The organism is Methanofollis ethanolicus (genome assembly GCF_001571385.1).
Lineage (GTDB): Archaea > Halobacteriota > Methanomicrobia > Methanomicrobiales > Methanofollaceae > Methanofollis > Methanofollis ethanolicus.
Map to the genome: position 1 here is coordinate 1 of NZ_BCNW01000001.1, position 20,591 is coordinate 20,591.

21 protein-coding genes are annotated in these 20,591 nt (G+C 60.9%); 3 read left to right on the plus strand and 18 right to left on the minus strand.

The window, feature by feature from the left end; translation table 11 throughout:
* Window positions 1-46 precede the first annotated feature (46 nt).
* Window positions 47-247 carry a hypothetical protein gene (locus MEFOE_RS14720; RefSeq protein WP_394326513.1) on the plus strand — a complete coding sequence of 67 codons (201 nt, stop codon included), beginning with the start codon at window positions 47-49 and terminating at the stop codon, window positions 245-247.
* A 325-nt stretch (window positions 248-572) separates the two neighbouring features.
* On the opposite strand, the gene MEFOE_RS00010 is transcribed toward MEFOE_RS14720, so the two are convergent.
* The 15 genes from MEFOE_RS00010 to MEFOE_RS00075 form a co-directional block, all read right to left on the minus strand.
* On the minus strand, window positions 573-1,313 hold the full coding sequence (locus MEFOE_RS00010) for a hypothetical protein (protein ID WP_153015811.1): 741 nt from the start codon (window positions 1,311-1,313) through the stop codon (window positions 573-575).
* A gap of 80 nt (window positions 1,314-1,393) precedes the next feature.
* Window positions 1,394-2,611 (minus strand): phosphoglycerate kinase, encoded by a 1,218-nt coding sequence (locus tag MEFOE_RS00015; RefSeq protein WP_067052791.1) that lies wholly within the window; start codon window positions 2,609-2,611, stop codon window positions 1,394-1,396.
* A 164-nt stretch (window positions 2,612-2,775) separates the two neighbouring features.
* The gene (locus tag MEFOE_RS00020) at window positions 2,776-3,423 is read right to left on the minus strand and encodes a V-type ATP synthase subunit D (protein ID WP_067046479.1); all 648 of its coding nucleotides are present in this window, start codon (window positions 3,421-3,423) and stop codon (window positions 2,776-2,778) included.
* A 6-nt stretch (window positions 3,424-3,429) separates the two neighbouring features.
* Entirely contained in the window at window positions 3,430-4,824 is a 1,395-nt protein-coding gene (locus MEFOE_RS00025) for an ATP synthase subunit B (RefSeq protein ID WP_067046481.1), read from the minus strand.
* Window positions 4,821-6,593, minus strand: coding sequence for an ATP synthase subunit A (locus MEFOE_RS00030; RefSeq protein ID WP_067046484.1), 1,773 nt, complete (start codon window positions 6,591-6,593; stop codon window positions 4,821-4,823). Before MEFOE_RS00030 ends, MEFOE_RS00025 begins: the two co-directional genes overlap by 4 nt.
* A complete protein-coding gene (locus MEFOE_RS00035; protein ID WP_067046487.1) occupies window positions 6,584-6,886 on the minus strand; it encodes a V-type ATP synthase subunit F in 303 nt (100 codons plus the stop codon). Before MEFOE_RS00035 ends, MEFOE_RS00030 begins: the two co-directional genes overlap by 10 nt.
* A gap of 2 nt (window positions 6,887-6,888) precedes the next feature.
* Window positions 6,889-7,944, minus strand: coding sequence for a V-type ATP synthase subunit C (locus tag MEFOE_RS00040; RefSeq protein WP_067046490.1), 1,056 nt, complete (start codon window positions 7,942-7,944; stop codon window positions 6,889-6,891).
* Between the two features lie 12 nt (window positions 7,945-7,956).
* Window positions 7,957-8,535: a V-type ATP synthase subunit E family protein gene (locus MEFOE_RS00045; protein WP_067046493.1), complete on the minus strand. Its 579-nt coding sequence runs from the start codon at window positions 8,533-8,535 to the stop codon at window positions 7,957-7,959.
* A gap of 25 nt (window positions 8,536-8,560) precedes the next feature.
* Window positions 8,561-8,818 (minus strand): ATPase, encoded by a 258-nt coding sequence (locus MEFOE_RS00050; protein WP_067046496.1) that lies wholly within the window; start codon window positions 8,816-8,818, stop codon window positions 8,561-8,563.
* Between the two features lie 3 nt (window positions 8,819-8,821).
* Window positions 8,822-10,744 carry a V-type ATP synthase subunit I gene (locus MEFOE_RS00055; RefSeq protein WP_328585430.1) on the minus strand — a complete coding sequence of 641 codons (1,923 nt, stop codon included), beginning with the start codon at window positions 10,742-10,744 and terminating at the stop codon, window positions 8,822-8,824.
* 40 nt (window positions 10,745-10,784) lie between these two features.
* A complete protein-coding gene (locus MEFOE_RS00060; protein WP_067046501.1) occupies window positions 10,785-11,114 on the minus strand; it encodes a V-type ATPase subunit subunit G family protein in 330 nt (109 codons plus the stop codon).
* A 57-nt stretch (window positions 11,115-11,171) separates the two neighbouring features.
* Window positions 11,172-11,651 carry a hypothetical protein gene (locus MEFOE_RS00065; protein WP_067046505.1) on the minus strand — a complete coding sequence of 160 codons (480 nt, stop codon included), beginning with the start codon at window positions 11,649-11,651 and terminating at the stop codon, window positions 11,172-11,174.
* Window positions 11,648-11,800, minus strand: coding sequence for a hydrogenase maturation nickel metallochaperone HypA (locus MEFOE_RS13895; protein ID WP_160329460.1), 153 nt, complete (start codon window positions 11,798-11,800; stop codon window positions 11,648-11,650). Before MEFOE_RS13895 ends, MEFOE_RS00065 begins: the two co-directional genes overlap by 4 nt.
* A gap of 72 nt (window positions 11,801-11,872) precedes the next feature.
* Complete coding sequence (locus MEFOE_RS00070; protein WP_067046507.1) at window positions 11,873-13,813, minus strand: type II secretion system F family protein; 1,941 nt, start codon at window positions 13,811-13,813, stop codon at window positions 11,873-11,875.
* Complete coding sequence (locus MEFOE_RS00075) at window positions 13,810-15,306, minus strand: type II/IV secretion system ATPase subunit (RefSeq protein ID WP_328585431.1); 1,497 nt, start codon at window positions 15,304-15,306, stop codon at window positions 13,810-13,812. The genes MEFOE_RS00070 and MEFOE_RS00075 overlap by 4 nt, the downstream gene beginning before the upstream one ends.
* Window positions 15,307-15,525: 219 nt before the next feature.
* Here MEFOE_RS00075 and MEFOE_RS00080 point away from each other — a divergent pair, with 219 nt between their 5' ends.
* A complete protein-coding gene (locus MEFOE_RS00080; protein WP_067046514.1) occupies window positions 15,526-16,350 on the plus strand; it encodes an RAD55 family ATPase in 825 nt (274 codons plus the stop codon).
* The gene (locus MEFOE_RS00085) at window positions 16,350-17,051 is read left to right on the plus strand and encodes a KaiC domain-containing protein (protein ID WP_067046517.1); all 702 of its coding nucleotides are present in this window, start codon (window positions 16,350-16,352) and stop codon (window positions 17,049-17,051) included. Before MEFOE_RS00080 ends, MEFOE_RS00085 begins: the two co-directional genes overlap by 1 nt.
* Before the next feature lie 681 nt (window positions 17,052-17,732).
* Here the strand turns inward: MEFOE_RS00085 and MEFOE_RS00095 are convergent.
* The 3 genes from MEFOE_RS00095 to MEFOE_RS00105 are packed head-to-tail and all read right to left on the minus strand — an operon-like array spanning window position 17,733 to window position 20,589.
* Window positions 17,733-17,996 carry a pro-sigmaK processing inhibitor BofA family protein gene (locus MEFOE_RS00095; protein ID WP_067046523.1) on the minus strand — a complete coding sequence of 88 codons (264 nt, stop codon included), beginning with the start codon at window positions 17,994-17,996 and terminating at the stop codon, window positions 17,733-17,735.
* Window positions 17,997-19,277: a TldD/PmbA family protein gene (locus tag MEFOE_RS00100; RefSeq protein WP_235809521.1), complete on the minus strand. Its 1,281-nt coding sequence runs from the start codon at window positions 19,275-19,277 to the stop codon at window positions 17,997-17,999.
* The gene (locus MEFOE_RS00105) at window positions 19,264-20,589 is read right to left on the minus strand and encodes a TldD/PmbA family protein (protein WP_067046535.1); all 1,326 of its coding nucleotides are present in this window, start codon (window positions 20,587-20,589) and stop codon (window positions 19,264-19,266) included. The genes MEFOE_RS00100 and MEFOE_RS00105 overlap by 14 nt, the downstream gene beginning before the upstream one ends.
* Between the last annotated feature and the right edge of the window lie 2 nt (window positions 20,590-20,591).

Here is a 20,591-nt window from a genome sequence, read left to right on the forward strand (position 1 = left end):
GGTCGGGTCGGTGGTCGGGTCGGTGGTCGGGTCGGTCGTCGGGTCGGTGGTCGGGTCGGTCGTCGGGTCGGTGGTCGGGTCGGTGGTCGGGTCGGTGGTCGGGTCGGTGGTCGGATCGTCGATCAGATCATCGGTCATGTCATCGATCAGATCGTCGATCAGATCGTCGATCAGATCGTCGGTCATGTCATCGGTCAGATCGAACTTCGGTCCCGGTTTCATAAGCGGGATATCCCTCTCCGGATGAAAAGGAGAGACCCCATCACCGGGAAAAGGCCCCCTCATTACCGACATATCCAGATCGGCACCAGCCGCTAGAGGGGATACAACGGCCAGAAAGATACTACAAAGCACAAAAATCTCCAGAACCTGCTTATCCACGACCATGCCCCCGCGACGACCGGTGACCGCACCGGTGCATCGCTTCAGACGATATAATTGCCACAATATAATTTTATCCCCTGCCCTTCAGGAGACAGGGAGACCATGATGCGCCTGACTCCGTATAACAGCCACATACAGCGACACTACGCCACAAAAGAGATAAAATAAATTTAACCAAAAAAAGGATGTCAGGAGTTCCGCCTCTGCCACCTGACGGCCGCATAGACAGCAACAAGAAGAGCCGCACCGACAAAGGGGAAGAGAAAAGGAACCGTACCACCATCCGTGACAGGGAAGGACACATCCGAGACACCGGTCATCTTCCCGCCGTACACCACATGGGCGCGGACCAGATAGTCCCCTGGTTCCCGGGGAGTAAAGTTCATGGACAGGTTTTCCTCGGCCCCTGCCATGACCGCCCGCGGCTCACCGTCGATAACGCCGACAAATGCACCGCCCCTGAATACATTGCCCACAAGAGTTGCATTCGTGTCGGCAGGGCCCGGGTTTTGAAAGACACCGGCGATCCTCAGGACATTTCCCACCACCGCGTTCCCCTCGCAGGCAAGACAGGTCAGGTTTCCGTCCAGAACACCGGCATTTCTCAGAAGAGTCGCCGGGGAAGAGGCCTCGCCGCTCCCGGTCTCCCTGACAGATACATCCTCATCTACCGTGACATTCCCGTCCGTATCGCCAGCAGGAGGGGCGGTCTGGCCACTACCCGACGAACCTCCGCTCCCTCCGCCATCCCCACCAGAAGAGCCACCGGACCCGCCACTCCCGCCGGGAGGAGGTGCAGCATCGGTATCGGTGACGACAGTCACATGAGTACTGACAGTGACATTAGCCGCCGCCCCTGAAAGAACGACGACCTGCAGGATACAGAGGGCCACACACAGTACGGCGACCCTCCCGCTCAACTCTCTCATGACATACCCCCAGGCCAAACACCCCGGACATATGCCTGCTGGCATATATCCCTTCCCGCAGGGCTGAAAAAAGAAGGGCTTCAGACCCTGAAGATCCCCTGCGACCTTTCCAGCGCATCGATCGCGGGGAGTTTCTTGCCGGTCAGGAATTCGATGCACGCCCCGCCGCCGGTGGAGATGTGAGTGAAGGCCGACTCGAGCCCCATCTTCTCGATCACCGCGGCCGTGTGACCGCCGCCGACAACGGAGAAGGGCACCTTCGATGAAGCCCTCAGGATCTCGAACGTTCCCACCGCAAAGGTGGTGTCCTCGAAGACACCCGCGGGGCCGTTCAGTACGACCGTCCCCGAGGACCCTATCGCATCGCAGACGGTCTGAAGGGCGTCAGAACCGATGTCCATCACCGGGGCGTCGGCCGGGATACGGTCGACCGGGTACTCGGCGCGGGCATTCGCCTCCCGCACCGCCACCTGGTCGGGGAAGAGTATCCTGTCGCCGAAACGGGAGAGAAGAGCCTTCGCCCTCTCGATCTCGGCCGCATACTTCAACTGGGCGACGAGATCCCTGGACGGCTTCCCGATATCGTAGCCGGCGGCGATCAAAAAGACATTCGCCACCACGCCGATGACAATGACACGGTCGGCGATGCCATTCTCAAGCACGTTCTCCGCCACCGCGACAGAGTCGTCCACCTTCGTCCCCCCCAGGACAAAGGTCACCGGCCGCGGCGCCCCGGTGAAGACCCGGGAGAGATTCGAGACCTCACGCTCCATCAGGAGACCGGCCGACGACCGCATCAGCATGGGCAGGCCGACCACGGTCGGCTGTGAGCGGTGGGCAGTGCCAAAGGCATCATTGACAAAGACGTCGCCCATCGCAGCGAGTCTGCGCACGATATGAGTACCTTTCGCCGCCTCGGGTGCCAGAGTCAGGTTCTCCTCGGCATTGAACCTGACATTCTCAAGCATCAGAACCTCGCCGACATGGAGGGAGGAGACCGCCTCCCGCGCCGCCCGCCCGAAGATATCGTCGACGTACCCGACAGGGCGGCCGAGCATGTGCCCGAGCTTCTCGGCATGGGCCTGGAGAGTCGTGAAGTCCTTCTTGCCCGGCCTGCTCTGGTGGGTGAGGATGACGACCCTGGAGTCCTCCAGGTGCCGGATCGTGGGCAGGTGCTCACGGAACCGTTTGTCGTCCAGGATCTGGTTTGATGTGGGGTCGATGGGGGAGTTCAGGTCCAGGCGGAGAAGGACCGTCTTTCCAGCGGGATCAAGTTCAGAGAGGGTTCCTATTGTCATGAGATAACCTGCCACCATAGGGATTATTATGTCCCCGTATCCGTTGGGCGGATAAAATGATATTGGTTTTCGTCCGTATCGGCACGAACCCATTCGTCAGCAAAGAAAAACACAGACCACGCCTTCAGGGACGCATGTCGCCGGGGCAGGAACAAAAAAGAGGATCAGGCAGATTCCGCAGCCTTTGCCGCGGTCTTCGCCTTGATCTTCTTGAGACGGAAGAGTTCTTCGCGCTCCATCTCGTCGAGCCGCATCTTGATAAAGGAGGCGGCGGCCTTCAGTTCAGGGATCACCTTGAATTCAAGGGCGTTCACACGCCTCTTGGTGTGGTCGATCTCATCGAGCAGGCGCTTCATCGTCGTCTCGACCTCGGCGCTCTCGATGATCGCCTCGACGAGTTCCTCGTAGGCCTCGGCAGTCTCGTCGATGACCGACCTGGTCCCGAGCACACCGTAGCCACGCTCGACCAGACTCTTTCTCACCTTCGATGCCTCGATCTGGGGGACGACGACGCCCATGATGTTCTTGGACTTGAGGGTGATCTCCGGGTTCTCCTTCACGGAGAACGCCGCAGCCTTCACCCCGATCGTCCCTTCGACCGTGTTTGCAAGGGCGATCATCTCCTGGGCGTGCTGGTACTTGCGCAGCATCTCGCCCCGGGTGTCCTTCGCCTCTTTCAGCACCTTGAAGAACTCAAGGATCAGCCCGTCGCGCTTCATCTTGAGGATGTTGTAGCCCCGCTCGGAGAGCTTGATCTTCCGCTTGATGTTGATCAGCTCCGACCTCGTGGGCTTGACATCTCTGAGCGCCATCGGACCTTACACCTCTGCCTTTTTCGCACCCTTGCGGTAGAGCGGGTGGAACTTCTGGATCAGGTCGCGGTCGATACGCACCAGCTGTTCGACCGGCAGCGTCGCAAGGAGGTCCCAGCCGATATCAAGGGTGTCCTCGATCGTCCGGTTTTCGTCAAGGCCCTGCCTGACAAACCTGCCCTCGAAGAGGTCGGCAAACTCCAGGAAGCCGCGGTCACGCTCGGAGAGGGCTTCCTTGCCGACGATGGCCACGAGGCCGCGGAGGTCGTTGCCTTCCGCATAGCCGGCGTACATCTGGTCGGAAACCTTCTTGTGGTCTTCCCGGGTGTGGCCCTTCCCGATACCGAGGTTCATCAGACGGGACAGGGACGGCAGGACATTGATCGGCGGGTAGATACCCTTGCGGTGGAGCTCACGGGAGACCACGATCTGGCCCTCGGTGATGTACCCGGTAAGGTCGGGGATCGGGTGGGTGATATCGTCGCCCGGCATCGTGAGGATCGGGATCTGGGTGACAGAGCCCTTCTTGCCCTTGACAATACCGGCACGCTCGTAGATCGACGCAAGGTCGGTGTACATGTACCCCGGGTAGCCGCGGCGACCCGGCACTTCTTCACGGGCCGCACCGATCTGACGGAGGGCCTCGCAGTAGTTCGTCATATCGGTGAGGATGACGAGCACATGGTAACCGACTTCGTACGCCAGGTACTCCGCGGTCGTCAGTGCGAGACGCGGGGTGATGATACGCTCGACGGCCGGGTCGTCTGCAAGGTTCAGGAAGACGACGGCCCTCTCAAGGGCGCCGGTCCTTTCGAAGTCGGCCATAAAGTGGTTGGCCTCTTCCTTCGTGATACCCATCGCAGCGAAGACGACGGCGAACTCCTCGGTGGAGCCCGGCACCCGTGCCTGACGGGCGATCTGCAGGGCGACATCGTTGTGCGGGAGACCTGCACCCGAGAAGATCGGGAGTTTCTGGCCGCGCACAAGGGTGTTCGTGCCGTCGATGGTCGAGATACCGGTCTGGATGAAATCGGCCGGGGACGCACGGGCGTACGGGTTGATCGCGGCGCCGGTGATGTCGAGCCTCTTTTCAGGCACGATCTCGGGACCGCCATCGATGGGCTTGCCGCCGCCGGAGAGAATACGGCCGAGCATCTCCTTCGCGACCGGCATCTTGATCGTCTCGCCAAGGAACCTGACGCCGGAGTCACGGCCGATACCTGCAGTGGTCTCGAAACACTGGACGACCACGAGGTCGTCGGAGGTGTCGAGCACCTGGCCGCGCTTGATAGTGCCGTCCGCGAGGACGATGTTCACAAGCTCGTTATAGCCGACCGGCTCTGTCTTCTCGACGAAGACCAGCGGACCTGCAATCTGCTTGATCGTTCTGTATTCCTTCATGCCATTCCCGCCTTCAGTCCAGAGAATTCGTCCTTCATTGCCTTCAGGATCCGTTCGAGTTCAGGCTTGTAGTCCTGGACGAACTTGATCTGCGGCAGGTCGTTCTTCGCCTTGATCGCCAGGATCTGGGACGGCATCACACCGGCGGCGTGGGCCGCGGAGGAGAGGTCGGCGTAGGCGCGGATCGCCTTGAGGATGTCGAGCTGCTTCTCGAGGGAGCAGTAGGTGTCGACAGCGTCGAAGGCGTTCTGCTGCAGGAAGATCTCACGGAGCATACGGGCGACCTCGATGGTGATCTGTTCCTCCTCGGGGAGAGCGTCGGAACCGACGAGCTGCACGATCTCCTGGAGTTCTGACTCCTTCTGCAGAACATTCATCGCCCAGCTGCGGAGGGGGTTCCACTCTGGCGAGATGTTCTTGTCGTACCACGTGTTCAGGACGTCGAGGTACAGGGAGTACGAGTTGAGCCAGTTGATCGCAGGGAAGTGACGGCGCTGCGAGAGCTTGGCGTCGAGTGCCCAGAAGACCTTCACGATACGGAGGGTGTTCTGGGTGACCGGCTCCGAGAAGTCGCCGCCCGGCGGCGAAACCGCACCGATGACCGTGACCGAGCCTTCAAGGTTGTTGAGGGTCGTTACACGGCCGGCACGCTCGTAGAACTCGGAGAGGCGGGCTGCAAGGTATGCAGGGTAGCCTTCCTCGCCAGGCATCTCTTCGAGCCGGGAAGAGATCTCACGCATGGCCTCTGCCCACCGGGAGGTGGAGTCGGCCATCAGGGAGACGTCGTAGCCCTGGTCACGGAAGTACTCGGCAAGGGTGATACCGGTGTACACGGACGCTTCACGAGCTGCCACGGGCATGTTCGAGGTGTTCGCGATCAGGATGGTCCGCTCCATCAGCGGCCTGCCCGACTTCGGGTCCTCGAGCTCCGGGAACTCGGTCAGCACCTCGGTCATCTCGTTGCCGCGCTCGCCGCAGCCGATGTAGACCACGATCTGGGCGTCAGACCACTTTGCAAGCTGCTGCTGGGTGACAGTCTTTCCCGAGCCGAAGGGGCCCGGAATTGCGGCGGTGCCGCCCTTGGCGATCGGGAAGAGCCCGTCGAGAATCCTCTGCCCGGTAACGAGCGGGATGTCAGGGTTCATCTTCTCGGTCACCGGCCGCGGCACACGAACCGGCCACTTCTGCATCAGCTGGATCTCTGAGCCGTCTTCAAGGACACAGACAGTCTCTTCGACGGTGAAAGACCCGCCCTTGATGCTCTTGACCACGCCGCCCTTCATGTTGGGCGGGACCATGATCTTGTGGAGGATCGACGTGGTCTCCTGAACCGTGCCGACGACCATGCCGGGCACGACGTGATCGCCAGCCTTCACGACCGGGACAAAGTCCCACTTCGTCGTCCTGTCAAGGCCGGGTGCGGTCACACCGCGCTCGATGAAACTGCCCATCTTCTCCAGGAGCACTTCGAGCGGCCTCTGAATGCCGTCGTAGATGCTCTTCAGCAGACCGGGGCCGAGCTCGACCGCGAGCGGCATGCCTGTGTTCACCACCGGTTCGCCTGGCCGGATGCCATCGGTGGCCTCATAGACCTGGATGATGACGTTCTCACCCGAGATCTTGATGACCTCGCCCATCAGCTCCTCGTTCCCGACCTTGACCACATCGAACATGTGGGCGTCGAGACCGACGGCCGTGACGACCGGGCCTGAAATTCTCTTGAGCACTCCTGTCGAAGTGCCTGTCTTTGACGCTGCTTTTACTTCCACAGATCAACACCGACCGATCTCTTTATTCTCTCCCGCATGGAGAGGCCTCCCTCTTCCTCACCGACCGCTATCACTGTCGGCCTCACGGACTCCTCAAGCTGGCTCCGGAGGCGCAGGGGGAGCCTGTTCATATCGCTGCCACTCAGCACCAGGATGCCCACCGACCCGTCCGAAAGGACGTTGTGGATGGCGTTTTTCAGGGCATCGTCGCTTTCCGCGGCGATTGTCTTCTGAATGCCCGCAAGCCTGAACCCGATGACGAACTCATTGCTTCCGATAACTGCAATCTCCATTCTTACATCACCAGGTAACTCTGAATGCGTTCATTCGGCAGGTTGTACTCCTTCCCCCGGGCAATGGCACGGAGGTTTGCAACCTCGTACTTCTTCATCTCAAGGTAGGCAAGGATCGGAAGAACCGAGAAGGCATAGAGCTTGGAGAGCCTTTCCATCTGTTTGAGCTCGAACTTCGTCAGCATGACCTCGATCTCGTGGATCGAACGCTGCTGCTGGAGTTCGTCGAAGACTGCGACGAGTTCGGGGTCCCGCGTCTTCTTCTTCGCGGCGTCGACGAATTCGTCAAGGCTCTCGATCGTGCTCATCCGCATCAGTTCATCGACCGTGAAGGCCTTGCCGCCCGGGACGAGCAGATCCCTGATCTCCTCGCCTGCATGCGCGGCGCGGAAACGGAAGAGGTTCATCAGGTTCCTGAGGTCTATCTCCATCTGGATATAGTTCAGGAAGACGTTGCCGCCCTTGATGCCGCCCTTCGCGTCCGAGATCATCTGGACATAGAGCTGCTTGTAGAGCTCGTTCTCGAGCTTCGCAAAAGAGCCTGTCTCCAGGGCCTCGTGCAGCCCGGCAGAGAGCACAGGGCCCAGGCGCCGGTCCTTGAGAGACTCCACGATCCTCTCGGGGGAGTCTTCGCCAAGGAGCCGGTCGAGGACGTTCTTATCAAGCTCACCCGCGGGGATGAGCACTTCCTTGATCTTCCCGGCCTTCACGCCCTGGACCTTTCCTCTGAGGATGGTCAGGACATTCTGGATATCCCACCGGCGCAGGTAACTCTGCACGAACCGGATCAGTCCGGACGGGGTGATCTTCAGGATCTCCTGATACTCCTTTGCAAGGTTCCAGGAGAGGCCGACCTCGATGAGGTTGATGCCGGAGAAGGACGAACCGAGTTCGTCGATCTCCTTCTTGTACTCGGTCTCGCCGATGAACCTGGTGATCTCGGGCAGGCTCATGTTGAGCATCCGCAGGTACTCTTCCCGCGGGATCAACTTTGCCTTGCGCACACGCATGCGCGTGGAGACGTAAATGTATGGGGCAGGACCCCCTACGTCAGCCATGCCCTATCCTCCTCAGGGGAACAGGATATCAGACGCATCCTTGAGCCCTGACTCCCATACCGTCTCCAGGAATGTGCGGTATGTATAATCGATCTTCATCCGGCCGTCGGCGCTCTCGACGACGATCCCGCCCTCAATGGAGACGGGTTCGCCGACCGAGAAGCCTGACAGGTCCTTGCTCTCGGCAAGGACCTCTTTTACGGTTGGGATATCACGGGCATTGCAGTACACCACGCCGCCCCCGAGGGCTTCAGCCGCCAGGGGAAGGAGGGCGCGGAGGGCCTGCGCATGGAAGTCTGCAGGCAGATCGCCAATCCGGGCAATCGTGGCCTCGTGGACTCTGGAGAGGGTGTCTTTCTCGGCGTTGAGCACTTCACGCTTGACCGAGAGGTTTGCGGCCGAGACTTCCTGGGTAATGATACGCTGGACGTCTCGCTCCACTTCTTCCTCGGCCTGCTGCTTGATCGACGCCGCACGCTCCTGCGCTTCGCTCAGGATGCGCCTGACCTCTGCATCAGTCTCTGCCTGGATCTGCGCTGCACCTTTCCGGCCTTTTTCCTTGATATCTCCAACGACAGCTTCCAGTCCCATCGTTCACTCCGTGTTCACTTCGTATTTAGAAGAGCAGCAGCAGAGCAACGACAAGACCGAAGATGACGATAGTCTCGGGGATAACGGTGAAGAGCAGTGCAAGACCGAACATGTCCTTGTTCTCGGCGGTCGCGCCCATGGCGGCGGCACCGATGCCCATCTCACCAAGACCGGTACCTACACCGGCAAGGCCGACAGCGAGGCCTGCGCCGACTGCCTTAAGTCCCATCTGCGATGCCTGAATCATTTCGAGAGTCATTTCAGCAACAACTGGATCTGCCATAGTTTATTCCTCCGTAAACTTTCTCTTCATGCCAAAAGGATTGTACTTCTTTCCTCCACCATTGTAGAACTTGGTGAAGAACTCAACATAGTGCAACCTGATAGAGTGCAGGCCGCCGCCCAGAATGCCGAGTGCGATATTGAGCGTATGGCCAAGGAGCAGGACGACAAGACCTATCAGGACAATGACCACTCCCGCAATGGTGAGTGATTCGAGCTGCGGGCCGATGATCAGATCGATCGCGATGAAATTTGTAACCATCGCGATCGCGACCGACGAGAGACCGACCGCAACCAGACGGGTGTACGAGAGAACGTGACTGATGATCGTCGGGAGCTCCATCAGTTCGAGGGGAGATTCCTGACCGATCAGGACGATGCCGAGCAGGATAAGGATGGCACCGAAGATGCCCGCGGCGTTCAGACCCATTGCCACCGGTGCAAAACCGGTGAGGTCGACCATCAACGGGATCGGGAACATCGACCAGATTGTGATGACGATACCCCACATCGTGGAGAGCCAGCCGAACTGGCCGAGGATCTCCTTCGTGACGTGGGCGTCCTGGTGCATCGCACGCCTGAGGTTTCTCACATGGAGAAGACGCCCAAGGGAGATATGCAACAGACCGATCCAGACCGAGACTATCAGCAGTTCGGCAACCATCGGGTGATGAATCGCATGCCCGCCGATATTCAGGTGTCTGGAATAGAAGATCGGTTCCCAGGGTAGAGAGGTCCCGAAGAACTCACTGAAGAGCACACCGAAGATGATGCTCATCGCCGATGCGTTCCGCAGGATGTCCAGCAACCGGGTCCAGCCATCGGACGTAAAGATACGCCGCAGGCCATAGGACATCGCAAGGAGCACGACACCGTAGCCGACATCTCCCAGGATCAGACCGAAGAAGATCGGGAAGACGATCGAAAGGAGAAGCGTCGGGTCGAACTCGTCATAGCGCGGGCGCGCGTAGATGTCCATAAAGAGCTCGGTCGGGTGCGAAAACTTTGGGTTGTCGTACTCGACAGGGACGGCCATCGGGTCGTCGCCGGTTTCGAGCTTGGTGACATAGACCTTGCCGGCGGTCGCATGGGTGAGGGCGGCAATGATCGCCTCGACCCGCTCCGACGGCACCCAGCCTTCTGCCACAAAGGCGTCTTCCGTTGTTGCAAACCGCAGCGGGGCCTCCGCCTGTTCCACGACGGCCGTGAAGTATTCGTCGTATGCAACGAGGAATTCACCGTATTCTTTCTTCTTTTCCTCAAGGTTCCGGGCGATCTTCGCGATCTCTTCGTTGAGACCGGCGGTTTTTCCCCGGGCATCGTAGATCAGGTCCTTGACAGGGCCTGCGCCTTCGGGAATGGGGACCGACTGGAACTTTGCTTCGAGCAGGGCGCGGTCAGCCGCGTCCGCATCTGATGCAGGGACAAAGACGACAATGAAGTTTTGCCCGCCCTTGCCGGCAGGGACGAAATGTTTCTCGTGGGGGACCGGGATCTCGACGTCTGACTCGACGTAGCCTGCAAAGACGGATAGTCCTTCATAGCCGTGATAAAGGTCCATATCAAGAGGAACAGCGGCGAAGGGTTCGAGTGCGGCAACACGCCCCTCGAGGGTCTTCACCTGTGCCTCAAGTCTGGACCGCTGTGCAGTGAGATCCTCGACATCCCTGACGAATGCGGCAAGTTTCCGGTCGACTTCGGCCTTCAGTGCGGGGGTATTTTCTTTTCTGGTCGCCGGGAGAGCGTCGGGACTGATCCCGAAGATGTTCTCCATAGACCGGATCTTGATCAGTTCGGTAGACGCCGTGCTTGCTTCCGCAAGGGGCATGCCGATCTTGAAACCCTCGTAGGCCTCGTCTTCCTTCTCGACAAAATCTTCAATATGAAAAGCGTTCTGGTGGTACAGCTCCCGGATGATCGTATCCATCTGGTCTCTGGATCCTGCAACCAGGATACGACTCATCCGTTCAGGCTGAAACATGCAGCTGCTCCTTGAAACGCGAGACGAGCAACTCGACCGCCTTATCAAGATTCGCAAGGCTGTCCGCTTTGAGCTTCGCTGCCCGCTGTTCGCCGTTCTTCAGGATCTCGGCACGCTTTCTGGCGGCCGTGGTCCCGGCATCAGCGAGACGCGATTTTTTGTATGCCTCTGCATCGGCGGCGGCCTTCTCAACGATGTGTTCGGCCTCCGCTCTCGCATCCGCAAGCTTCTGCTTCTGCTCAAGCCGAGCGGTGCTGACCATTGACGTATACTCTTCTTCTGCCTGCTTGATGCTCTTTAAAACCTCACTCTTCATCCAACCCTCCTCTCACGGCCTACACATATTTGATGGAAATTACCTTTATATTTGTTGTTATTCATCCACCAGAGCACGGTTCACACATATATACAAGATCGTGCACCCCGGAAGAAGGCCTTCAAGCGTGACAGAATCCTCCCCACCCCGGAGGACAAGGCCTGCAAGTTCTGCCCCTGAACAGAGGAGGCGCTGGTCGGGGTGGGTGCCCCGCACAATCCCGCAGGAGAGGGTGATCTCCGGGGCGGCCGAAACGACCATGGGGATGCGTTTCACACCGGGATGGCCCTTCGGAAGGGCGACGACCGGATAGTGGTGGTCGCGGACAAGGAGAAGAAGCATCGCCGCCGCCCGCACCGAACCCCCCTCAGGGGCCGAGACGCAGACAAGGTCACCGGGCCTGACCGGTTCGCAGTACTCGTCGTCCGCCGTGTCGACAACGAGGGCAAAGCGGTCGCGTGCACGGCCTGCAAGGAGAAAAGAAGATGAGGGAGACCTGATAAGGACGAACTCGTCCTCACCCGGGTGGAGGATCATGTCTGCTCGACGTCCTCCGACTGGCAGGAGGGGCAGACCGGGTGTTTTCCGACCGTTTTGAAGTGTTCTCCGCATTCCCTGCATTTGTAGGTCTTTCCCTTCACCCGCTCCTCCAGTTCGATATCCGTGCCTCCGCCAATAGAGCACATACAGGTGAGATCATTTCCCGGATATAAAAGATATTGGTTTTTTCAGGAGGGGCCGCGGGCACCACCCCACACTCACACCAGCAGGTTGAAGGCGACGAGCGCGACGACAAGCATCACGGCGGCATGTTTCACGCCGGCCCGCACTGAACCCTCGCCCATCTTCCCGGCGACAAGACCGGAGAAGACTGCCTGGACGAGGCAGACATGGTAGAGAAGGCGCTTGAAAGGGAGGAGGGCAGCAGTGCCGAAGCCCGGCAGCACCCCTTCCATCTCGCCCGCCGAGGCCGCCACATCGCCGAGGACAGGGAGGAACTGGGAGGCGATGACGACGACGACGAAGATAAAGACGAAGAAGGCAAGGTAGATGACCGCAAGGTAGAGGAGCATCGCCGAGGACCGCTCCTCCCTGAGCACTGCCGACATCCAGGCGTCCTTTGCCGCTATGGTGAGGATCTCCGAGATGTTCCCGCTCATCCGCGTCGCCGTCGTGATGAGGGTGACAGACCGGGAGACGGCCGGGGTCCGCACCCGCCTCTCGAAACGGACGAGCGCATCGGAGACGCTGGCGCCCCAGGCAACGTCCCGGTTGATCCGCCCGATCTCGTACGAGAGGACGCCGAGGTTGGTCCGCACCAGGATGACGAGTGCCTGGGCGAGGGTCAGCCCGACCTGGTTCATCCCTGCCATCCTGGAGAGAAACTCCGGCACCCCGGCCTCGATGCCCCTGACCTTCCTGTTCCAGAGGCCGTAGAAGACCGCATAGGGAACAAGGATGACAAGGAAGGCGATGACGACATGGTCGTCGACCAGGGCGATGGCTGTCTCTGCCGATAGTCCCGCGGGCAGGGAGAGGAGGACGGCGCCGAGGTAGACCAGTGCGGCCGGGAGGGAGACGAAGAAGGTCAGCCCGGGGTCGAGGACAAATGCGCGGAAGGGGTTGCGCAGAAAGGCCCTGACCCCCCTGACCCGGTCGTACTGTGCCAGCTGTGCAAACAGCGGTTCTTCATCCTCCTCCCCGACAACCCTGATATCTTTAAAGTGGTCGAGCACCTTCACGCGGGTGTAGCGTTCGGGCACGTCCTCCCTGACCGAGATGAGGTCGACGAAGAGGAGCATGATCAGGGAACCTATCGGGATGAGCACGTATGTGATGAGGGACAACTGGGTGACCGCCGACCCGCCGACCAGCCCCATCACCACCATCACGATGACGAGGAAGAGGGGACCAGCCACAAAGACGGTCACATAGGCCTCACCGACGAACTCAAGGGTGGCGATGAACTGTTTCTGCTCGAACCTCGCCTCGTCCTGGAAGATCCGCACCTGCGTCTCCAGGTAGGCGGAGAGGTTCCCCCCGCTCTCGACGACAGAGAGGAGGTTCTCCAGGAAATCCTTCATTTTCACCGAGGGCGTCGTCCGGGCCAGGTGCCTGATGGCGGTGAAGACGTCTGAGCCGAAGTAGTCTGTGTCCCGGACCACCTGCCTGAACTCCAGGGCGCTCTCTCCATATATCCCGGCGTTCTCCGAGAGGGACCGGAAGATCTCCATCACCTCGGCGCCGCCCCGGCGCATCGCATAGATGTACGAGACGGCGTTGTGCAGGGAGAGGTTGATCTTCGTTGCCCTGTTGCTCTTCTCGACCGCGGGGTACCTGAGGAGGAGGGCATAGGCGAGCAAGCCGCCGATCAGGGCACCGGCAAAAAAGGCAAGGACGCGCAGGAGGTACCAGAGGGGCGTGCCGCTGCCGACGTCGGGCAGGGGAATGGAGAGGAGGTTGACGATCCCCTCGCCGACCGGGAGGACTGCCATCCCGGAGAGGATGAATGCAACGATGCCGCAGAACAGTCCGGCACAGAGGGAGATGAGGAGGGCCCTCTGCACATAGGCCCTGACGGTGATGCCCATGCGGGCCGAAATCAGGTCCTGCCTGATGGTGCCGTACTTCACCGGGTCCCGCCTGATCAGGGCGCCGGCGACCCGCCGGAAAAGGCCGGGGCCGGGCGCCGGGGTCATGGGAACAGCCCTGAGAGGTCGTCGAGATGGTCGAGGACGGCGGTGCGGTTGGTGGCGAAGGCCTGGACGATCCGGGAGACACGGCGGTAATCGACGATCCCCTGCACCTTCATCGCTTCAAGGACACGGATCCGCTCCATGATGTCGGCTTCAAGCCTCCCGGAGTCCCAGCCTCGCGTCTCGACGGCGTGGGCGTACACCAGGGACCGGCCCGTGTACTCCATCGTGTCGCGCACAGGGTCGTATGCAAAGACCGTGTTCACCCTGAGGTTCCCGGTGCCGGGGTCCACGCCTGCGACTTCCACGATCTCCTGGCAGCGCCGCACCCTTTCTGTCCCCTGGTAGGTGAGCGCCTGGACGCTGACGATGTCGAGGGCCTGGACCATGTTCCTCGGGACGTTCAGGGGTTCGTTTTCGAGACGGTGGATGGCGGCGTCGACGGTCCCGGCATGCATCGTGGAGAAGGTGGTGTGCCCGGTGTTCATTGCCTGGAAGAGGGTCTGCGCCTCCTCGCCCCGCACCTCGCCGACGATGATGAACTCGGGCCTCTGGCGCATCGCCGCCTTGAGAAGGTCGAACATCGAGATGGAAGACGATTCTTCGCCCGAGAGGGTGTCCCGGGTCACCGAGGCGACCCAGTTCTCGTGGAAGAGGGTGATCTCCCGCGTATCCTCGATGGAGATGACCTTCGCGAGGGGCGGGATGAAGAGGGAGACGGCGTTGAGCGAGGAGGTCTTTCCGCTCGCCGTCCCGCCGATAAAGAGGAGGCTCTTGTTGTTCTCGATCGCCGTCCAGAAATAGGCGAGTTCTTCCGCGGAGAAGGTGCCGAGGTCGAGGAGTTCGATGGGCGTGAAGGGTTCGGCCCGGAACTTCCTGACCGTGAAGGAGGTGCCCCGCGTCGAGACTTCGCGTCCGAAGGTGAGCTGGAGGCGCGAGCCGTCCGGGAGGGTGGCGTCCACGACCGGGCTCCCCACCGAGACATGTTTTCCCGAGCGCTGGGCCAGCGAAATGGCAAGGGAGTCCAGTTCCTCCTCGGCAAAGACAAGGTTCGTCCTGATGTTCTTGTGCCGCCGGTGATACAGGAAGACAGGGACGCCGACGCCGTCGCAGGAGATGTCCTCGATATCCGGGTCCTTCATCAGGCCGTCCAGGCGGGACCAGCCCAGGAAATCCCGCACCAGGTAATACTCGACCTTTGCGAGGGGCAGGCGGTCCAGGGAGACCCCATACTCCCCGATGAGGGCATGCGTCCGGCTGAGGAGGACCCGGCGACGGTCGGCGATCATCTCCTCCTCGGAGAGGATAAGGACGTCACGCAGGTCCTCATATAGCCTCTCAAGGATCTCGTGCTCAAATTTCGAGAGCACGGGCTCGAAGAGATGGTATTCAGCCTGCCCGCTCTGCCTGTCCCGGACAATGGCGACGAGGGACCGGCCCTCCTCCACCCAGTACTGCTCGACAGGATCCAGGCCGTTTGGAATCTCGGCTTCCACAAGAGCGGGATCTGTTCCGGGATCGTACTCCTGAACAGTTTCCGGGCCTCCCGACCCTTTTCGAAAAAACGGCAGATGCATGGCTGACTCCGTGTTGCTGAAGGGTAGATCGAAGATCCTATTTATCTCTACTTTTTCGGTCAGGCGCGGGCAAGGTCGTCTGGCACAAAGTGTAACCCTATCTGCTACTCTTTTATAGCACGGCGAATGAAGCTTCGCATGGATGTGGAGGCACGAGTTGACGTGAGGATCCCCACCGGGATCGGATCCCTCGATCCTGTCCTTGACGGCGGCGTCCCCCCGGGATCGATGGTCCTGCTCCTCAGCGAGATCGGGGCAGGAGGGAGCGACTTCGTCCGTACCGCGGCGATCGCCCTCGCCCGGATGAAGCGCGAGGGACTGAGCCCGGCGCCCCGTGAGGTCCTCTACATCACAATGACACGACTCAAGGAGGACGTCCTCGCCGAGGCAGCACTCTCGGTGAGTCCTGAGATGTATCCTCTCCTTGAGGGTGGCGTCCATTTCGAGGATCTTTCCGAGGTCTATTTCGATGCAAGCGTCGTGCCCCCGGAGTGGTACTCGCAGGGCGACGTGCTCTCCCGGATGCAGAAGCATACCCGGCGGGAAAGCCTCCTCACCGAATTATCGGTCGTCCTCTCCGGGGCAGAGGCGCAGAGCGTGATCATCATCGACTCCCTCACCGATCTCGCCGCTCAGGCCGGGACAGGCGAGCGCTGGGAGGCCTTCAGCAGTTTCCTGCGGGGCCTCCAGAGGGTTGCGAAACGCTGGGGGTCGGTGGTCTACCTCCCCCTCACCCGCGGCGTCCTCCCTCCCCTGCAGGAGACCGAGGTCCAGGACTGCGCGGATGCTGTCTTTCTCTTTGCATGGGAGGAGACGCAGGGGATGCGACGGCAGAGGACGATGTCTATCCAGAAGTTCAGGGGTGTGATGCCCCACCTGGAGGAGCGGAACCTGGTGAAGTTCGCGATACGGATCACGGCAGGGAACGGCTTCGAGGTCTCCAACATCAGGGTGGTCATATAATGGAGGAGGAAGCGAGGGTCATGTTCGGGATCGAGGGGCTCGATGCGATGCTCGACGGCGGCCTCCTCGAAAAAAGTGTCTGCGCCATTGTCGGGACATACGGCACGGGAAAGACGACGTTCGCCCTTCAGTTCGTCTATGAAGGGCTGAAGCAGGGGGAGAAGGCGGTCTTTATCTCCCTCGACGAAAGGGCCGAGATGATCTACAAGGATATCGAGAGGAAGGGATGGGATCTGGACACCTACAGGGATACGTCCCTCTTTGTGATCAAGCTCGACCCGACAGACTTCACCGTCGCGGTCAACCAGATAAAAAACGAGCTTCCAAGACTTATCAGACAGGTCGGGGCTACACGGGTCGTCATCGACCCGATATCCCTCTTCGAGGGCCTCTTCACCGAGGAGGCGACGCGGCGGCACGAACTCTTCAGGTTTGTCGAGATGATGCGGGACGAGGCGTGCACCCTCATTCTCACCTCCGAGACAAGTCAGGACAACCCCTATGCGAGCAAGTACGCCCTCATCGAGTATATGGTCGACACCGTCATCCTCTTGCGGTACGTGCGGCCGTCCTCGATCTCCGAGGTTCACCCCGCCGCCGAGGTCGTGAAGATGCGGGGCTCGAACCACTCGCGCGAGATCAAGCCGTACGAGATCCAGCGTGACAGGGTGCAGGTGTACTCGGAAGCGAATGTGTTTTGAGGGATCGAGAGAGGGGTACTGTGTGAGGCCGCATGCAGGTGGGGGCCGGGAGAAAATCTCCTATTCGGGTCGATGTCCCCCTGAATTCCATACGGGGCGGTGCGAAACCTCCGCCTTCCCCATACACTCCACCGGGGGACTGCCTCGAAGACCTCCGGTCTTCTCGTTGCCCCCGGACCCCCGAAACAGGATTGGCCCCGGGAAGCGCGAACAGGATAGGCAGGGGATGGAGATTGCCATCCCCAGCCTATCCTGCACGGCGATCCGGGTGCGGTAGTCTCCCGGTTCAGACACATCAAAAAAAGATATCTACACAGCCAAATTTTTTAGAACTGAACAGGAGTCTTTTTATCAGCATGGTAGAGGGTTCTGACCTGTTTTGAGATATGCTCCATGAAAATGATCCCGGAGAACGACTCTCCGGGTTTGCACGAGGCTCTGACTCTCATCGAGCATCCCCTTTCAGAGATGGAAAGTCCGCCTTCTGCCTTCCCGACCCTATCGCAATCCCGGGGGCAGCACCCCCGGCGCGAGCGTGCGGGAAGGCACGCCGAGATTTTCATCCGGTATGCTTGATCCGGGAGATCATGCCCGATTCTCCAGAGCCTGAAGTACACCCAAAATACTCCTCCCTCCCATTAACAGAAGAACCGAGAAACACTCCCACAGAAAAAAAGAATTTCAGACGGTGATCCCCATCAGGTTGAGGAGGACGAGGAGGACCACCCCGATCACGCCGCCGAGGGCGCAGATGATCACCGTCGCCCAGGAGATGGCAAGGTCGGTCCCGCCGATGTAACCCATCAGGTGGAAGATGTTGATGAGGTACAGGCAGATGAGGCCGACCACGGCATTGATGATCAGGGTCATCCCCTCCTTCACGAAGTAGTAGAGGAGGGCGGCAACTGCGATCACCACGGCGATGGTAATGATGGTTTCTATCATCTATTTACCAATCAGACGCTGCTTATTTAACCTTAACGCCGGAAGAATCGCGCTTCCGACGATCCGTTCCTCCCTCCCGATCGCCGCCACGGCGCCGAGGAGGTCGAAGACATTGCCCGCGAACATGGCGCTTCGCACCGGTTCGCCGAACTCGCCGCCCTCGATCCAGGTGGCATTGGAGAGTTCGACGGAGAAGTCGCCGGTGAGGGGGTTGGCCGTGTGCGCCCCGACAATGTCGTTCACATAGACCGCACGGTCGTCGTCGACGGTGTCGCGCGGGCCGTCGATGACCATGGTGTGGACGCCGATGGCGGGAGCACCGCCAGGCCCGGCCCTGACCGCCGAACCCGTGCTCTCCTGGCCATAGCGGTAGGCGGTCCGCAGGTCGTAGGCATAGTGCGCCAGGACGCCGTGGTCGAAGAAGGTGATCGTCCGCGCCGGCACGCCTTCGGCATCGAAACGCGTGCTCCCCAGGCCCCGGCGGGAGGGGTCGTCGAAGACCGAGATCTCCTCGCCGATGCAGGTCTCGCCGAGTTTCCCGGCAAGCCAGGACCGACCGGCATGGACGTTCCTCCCCGAGAGAGCGGGTTCGAGGACATAGTCCAGGAACTGAGAGAGGGCGACCGGCGAGAGGACAATGTCGTAGTCCCCGGTCTCGATCTCGCCGGCGTCGGCGCCGTGCTCTGCGAAAAAGGCCGCCTGTTCACCGACCCTGCGGGGGTCGAGGTCCATGAAGGGAGAGGCGTCGAACTCGAACCCGGTCGAGCGCTCGTGGATGCACTCCAGGGAACAACCCGTGCTCGTCCTCTCCTGCTCGTACAGGATGCCGGAAGTGTTTGCGATCGTCACTTTTCCCCGCGCCAGGGAGGCAGAACCGCCGGTGACCGCGGCGTCGTGCTCCGCGGCGCCCTCCAGCATCTCCATACAGATCGACCGCGCCGTCGCCGCGTCCAGGCGGAGAGAGGCGTCGTTGATCTGCGGGGCGTCGGGGAGGGGGGCAGGGCCGGGAAGGCCGCCCCAATCCTGCGGGTGGGCGAGGCGGGCGCTTGCAAGGGCAGCGTCAAGGCACGCCTCCCAGTCCTTCGGGCTTGCGGTCGAGGAGACGCCGATGCGCCCGCCGACGACGACCCGGATGCCGATGCCGAAGCCCTTCGAACCCCCCGCATTCTCGATCCTGTCGCGTTTCAGGTCGGCGGAGACAGACTCCCCTTCGGAGATATAGACCTCCACCTCGTCGGCCTTTGCCGCACCGGCACGGAGGATTGCATCAATCAGTTCCATTGCCACCCACCACCGCATCTTCAAGGAGCACATGAGGAGAACCGTCGCTTACCGGCACACTCTGCCCGCCTTTTCCGCAATATCCCTCGTGCATCTCCCGGTCATTCCCGAGGAGCGTGATCGCATGGAGAGTGCCGAGAATGTCCCCGGAGAGAGAGACGTCCCTGACCATTGTCCCGATCTCGCCGTTCTCGATGATGTAGCCGTACTCGGCGTTGAACTGGAAGACACCCCGGCCGGGATCAACCTGACCGCCGCGGGAACCCTGCAGCAGCACGCCGTTCCGGCACTCGGCGACGATCTCGTCGTACGAGGCGTCGCCTTCCTCGATGAAGGTGTTGCTCATCCGCACCAGGGGCGCTTCGCCGGGTTCGGCCCGGGCATGGCCGGCAAAACCGTTGCCGACCGCGGCAAGGGTCTGCCGGGAGTGCATGTAGGCGTTCACCCTGCCGCTCCGGATCAGTTCGGTCCTCCCGACGGCGACACCTTCCGCGTCCACCGGTTCGAAACCGAAGTACGGGAGGGAAGGGTCGTCGACAATGGTGAGGAGGGGACTCCCGATGCTCTCCCCGGTCTTCCCGGCAAGCACAGAGTTCCCCTCCTGGATCAGGTCGCCCTCGCTCGCGTGGCCGATCGCCTCGTGGGCGAAGACGCCGGCGAGTTCGGGGTCGAGCACGGCCCGCATCCTGCCGCCCTTCGCCGCCTTCGCGTCGAGGAGGGCGAGAGCGGTCTGCGCCGCTTTTTCCCCCATCTCCTGCCTGTGGCGGAGGTTGAGGCCCAGGATCGTGTAGTTGCTCTCCCGGCCCATCTGCATCTCGCCGTTCCGCGAGGCGACGGCAACCACCGAGAAACCGCAGCGCGGGATCTCGTACGAGTATTCGCAGCCCGAGGAATCGACAAAGCGCACTTCTTCGATCGACTCGGCATACCGGGCCCGGGTGTTGACAATCCCCGGCAGCCTGGCCGCCCCCTCGATCGAGGAGAGAAGTTCGGTCTTTTCTTCAAGAGAGACCTCGACCGGATCCTCTCCGGCCTTCGGCACAGGCAGAACGCCCCGCGGGGCGTCGGCAAGGTCGACCTCGTCGCCTGTGATCGCGGCAAGATCGAGTGCCCGCGCGATCAGCCTGTCGCAGGGTGCGTCGGGGTCGAAGTTCTCCAGGGCGAGGATGCCCCAGCCCTGCGGGCCGAGCAACCTCACAACAGCCTGGTCAAAAAAACTGGTGCCTGCGGACTCGACCACACCATTGTCGATGTCGACGTGAGTGGCCGAGCCGCGGACATGCCTGATATCATAGTAACGGACGCTGTCCATGC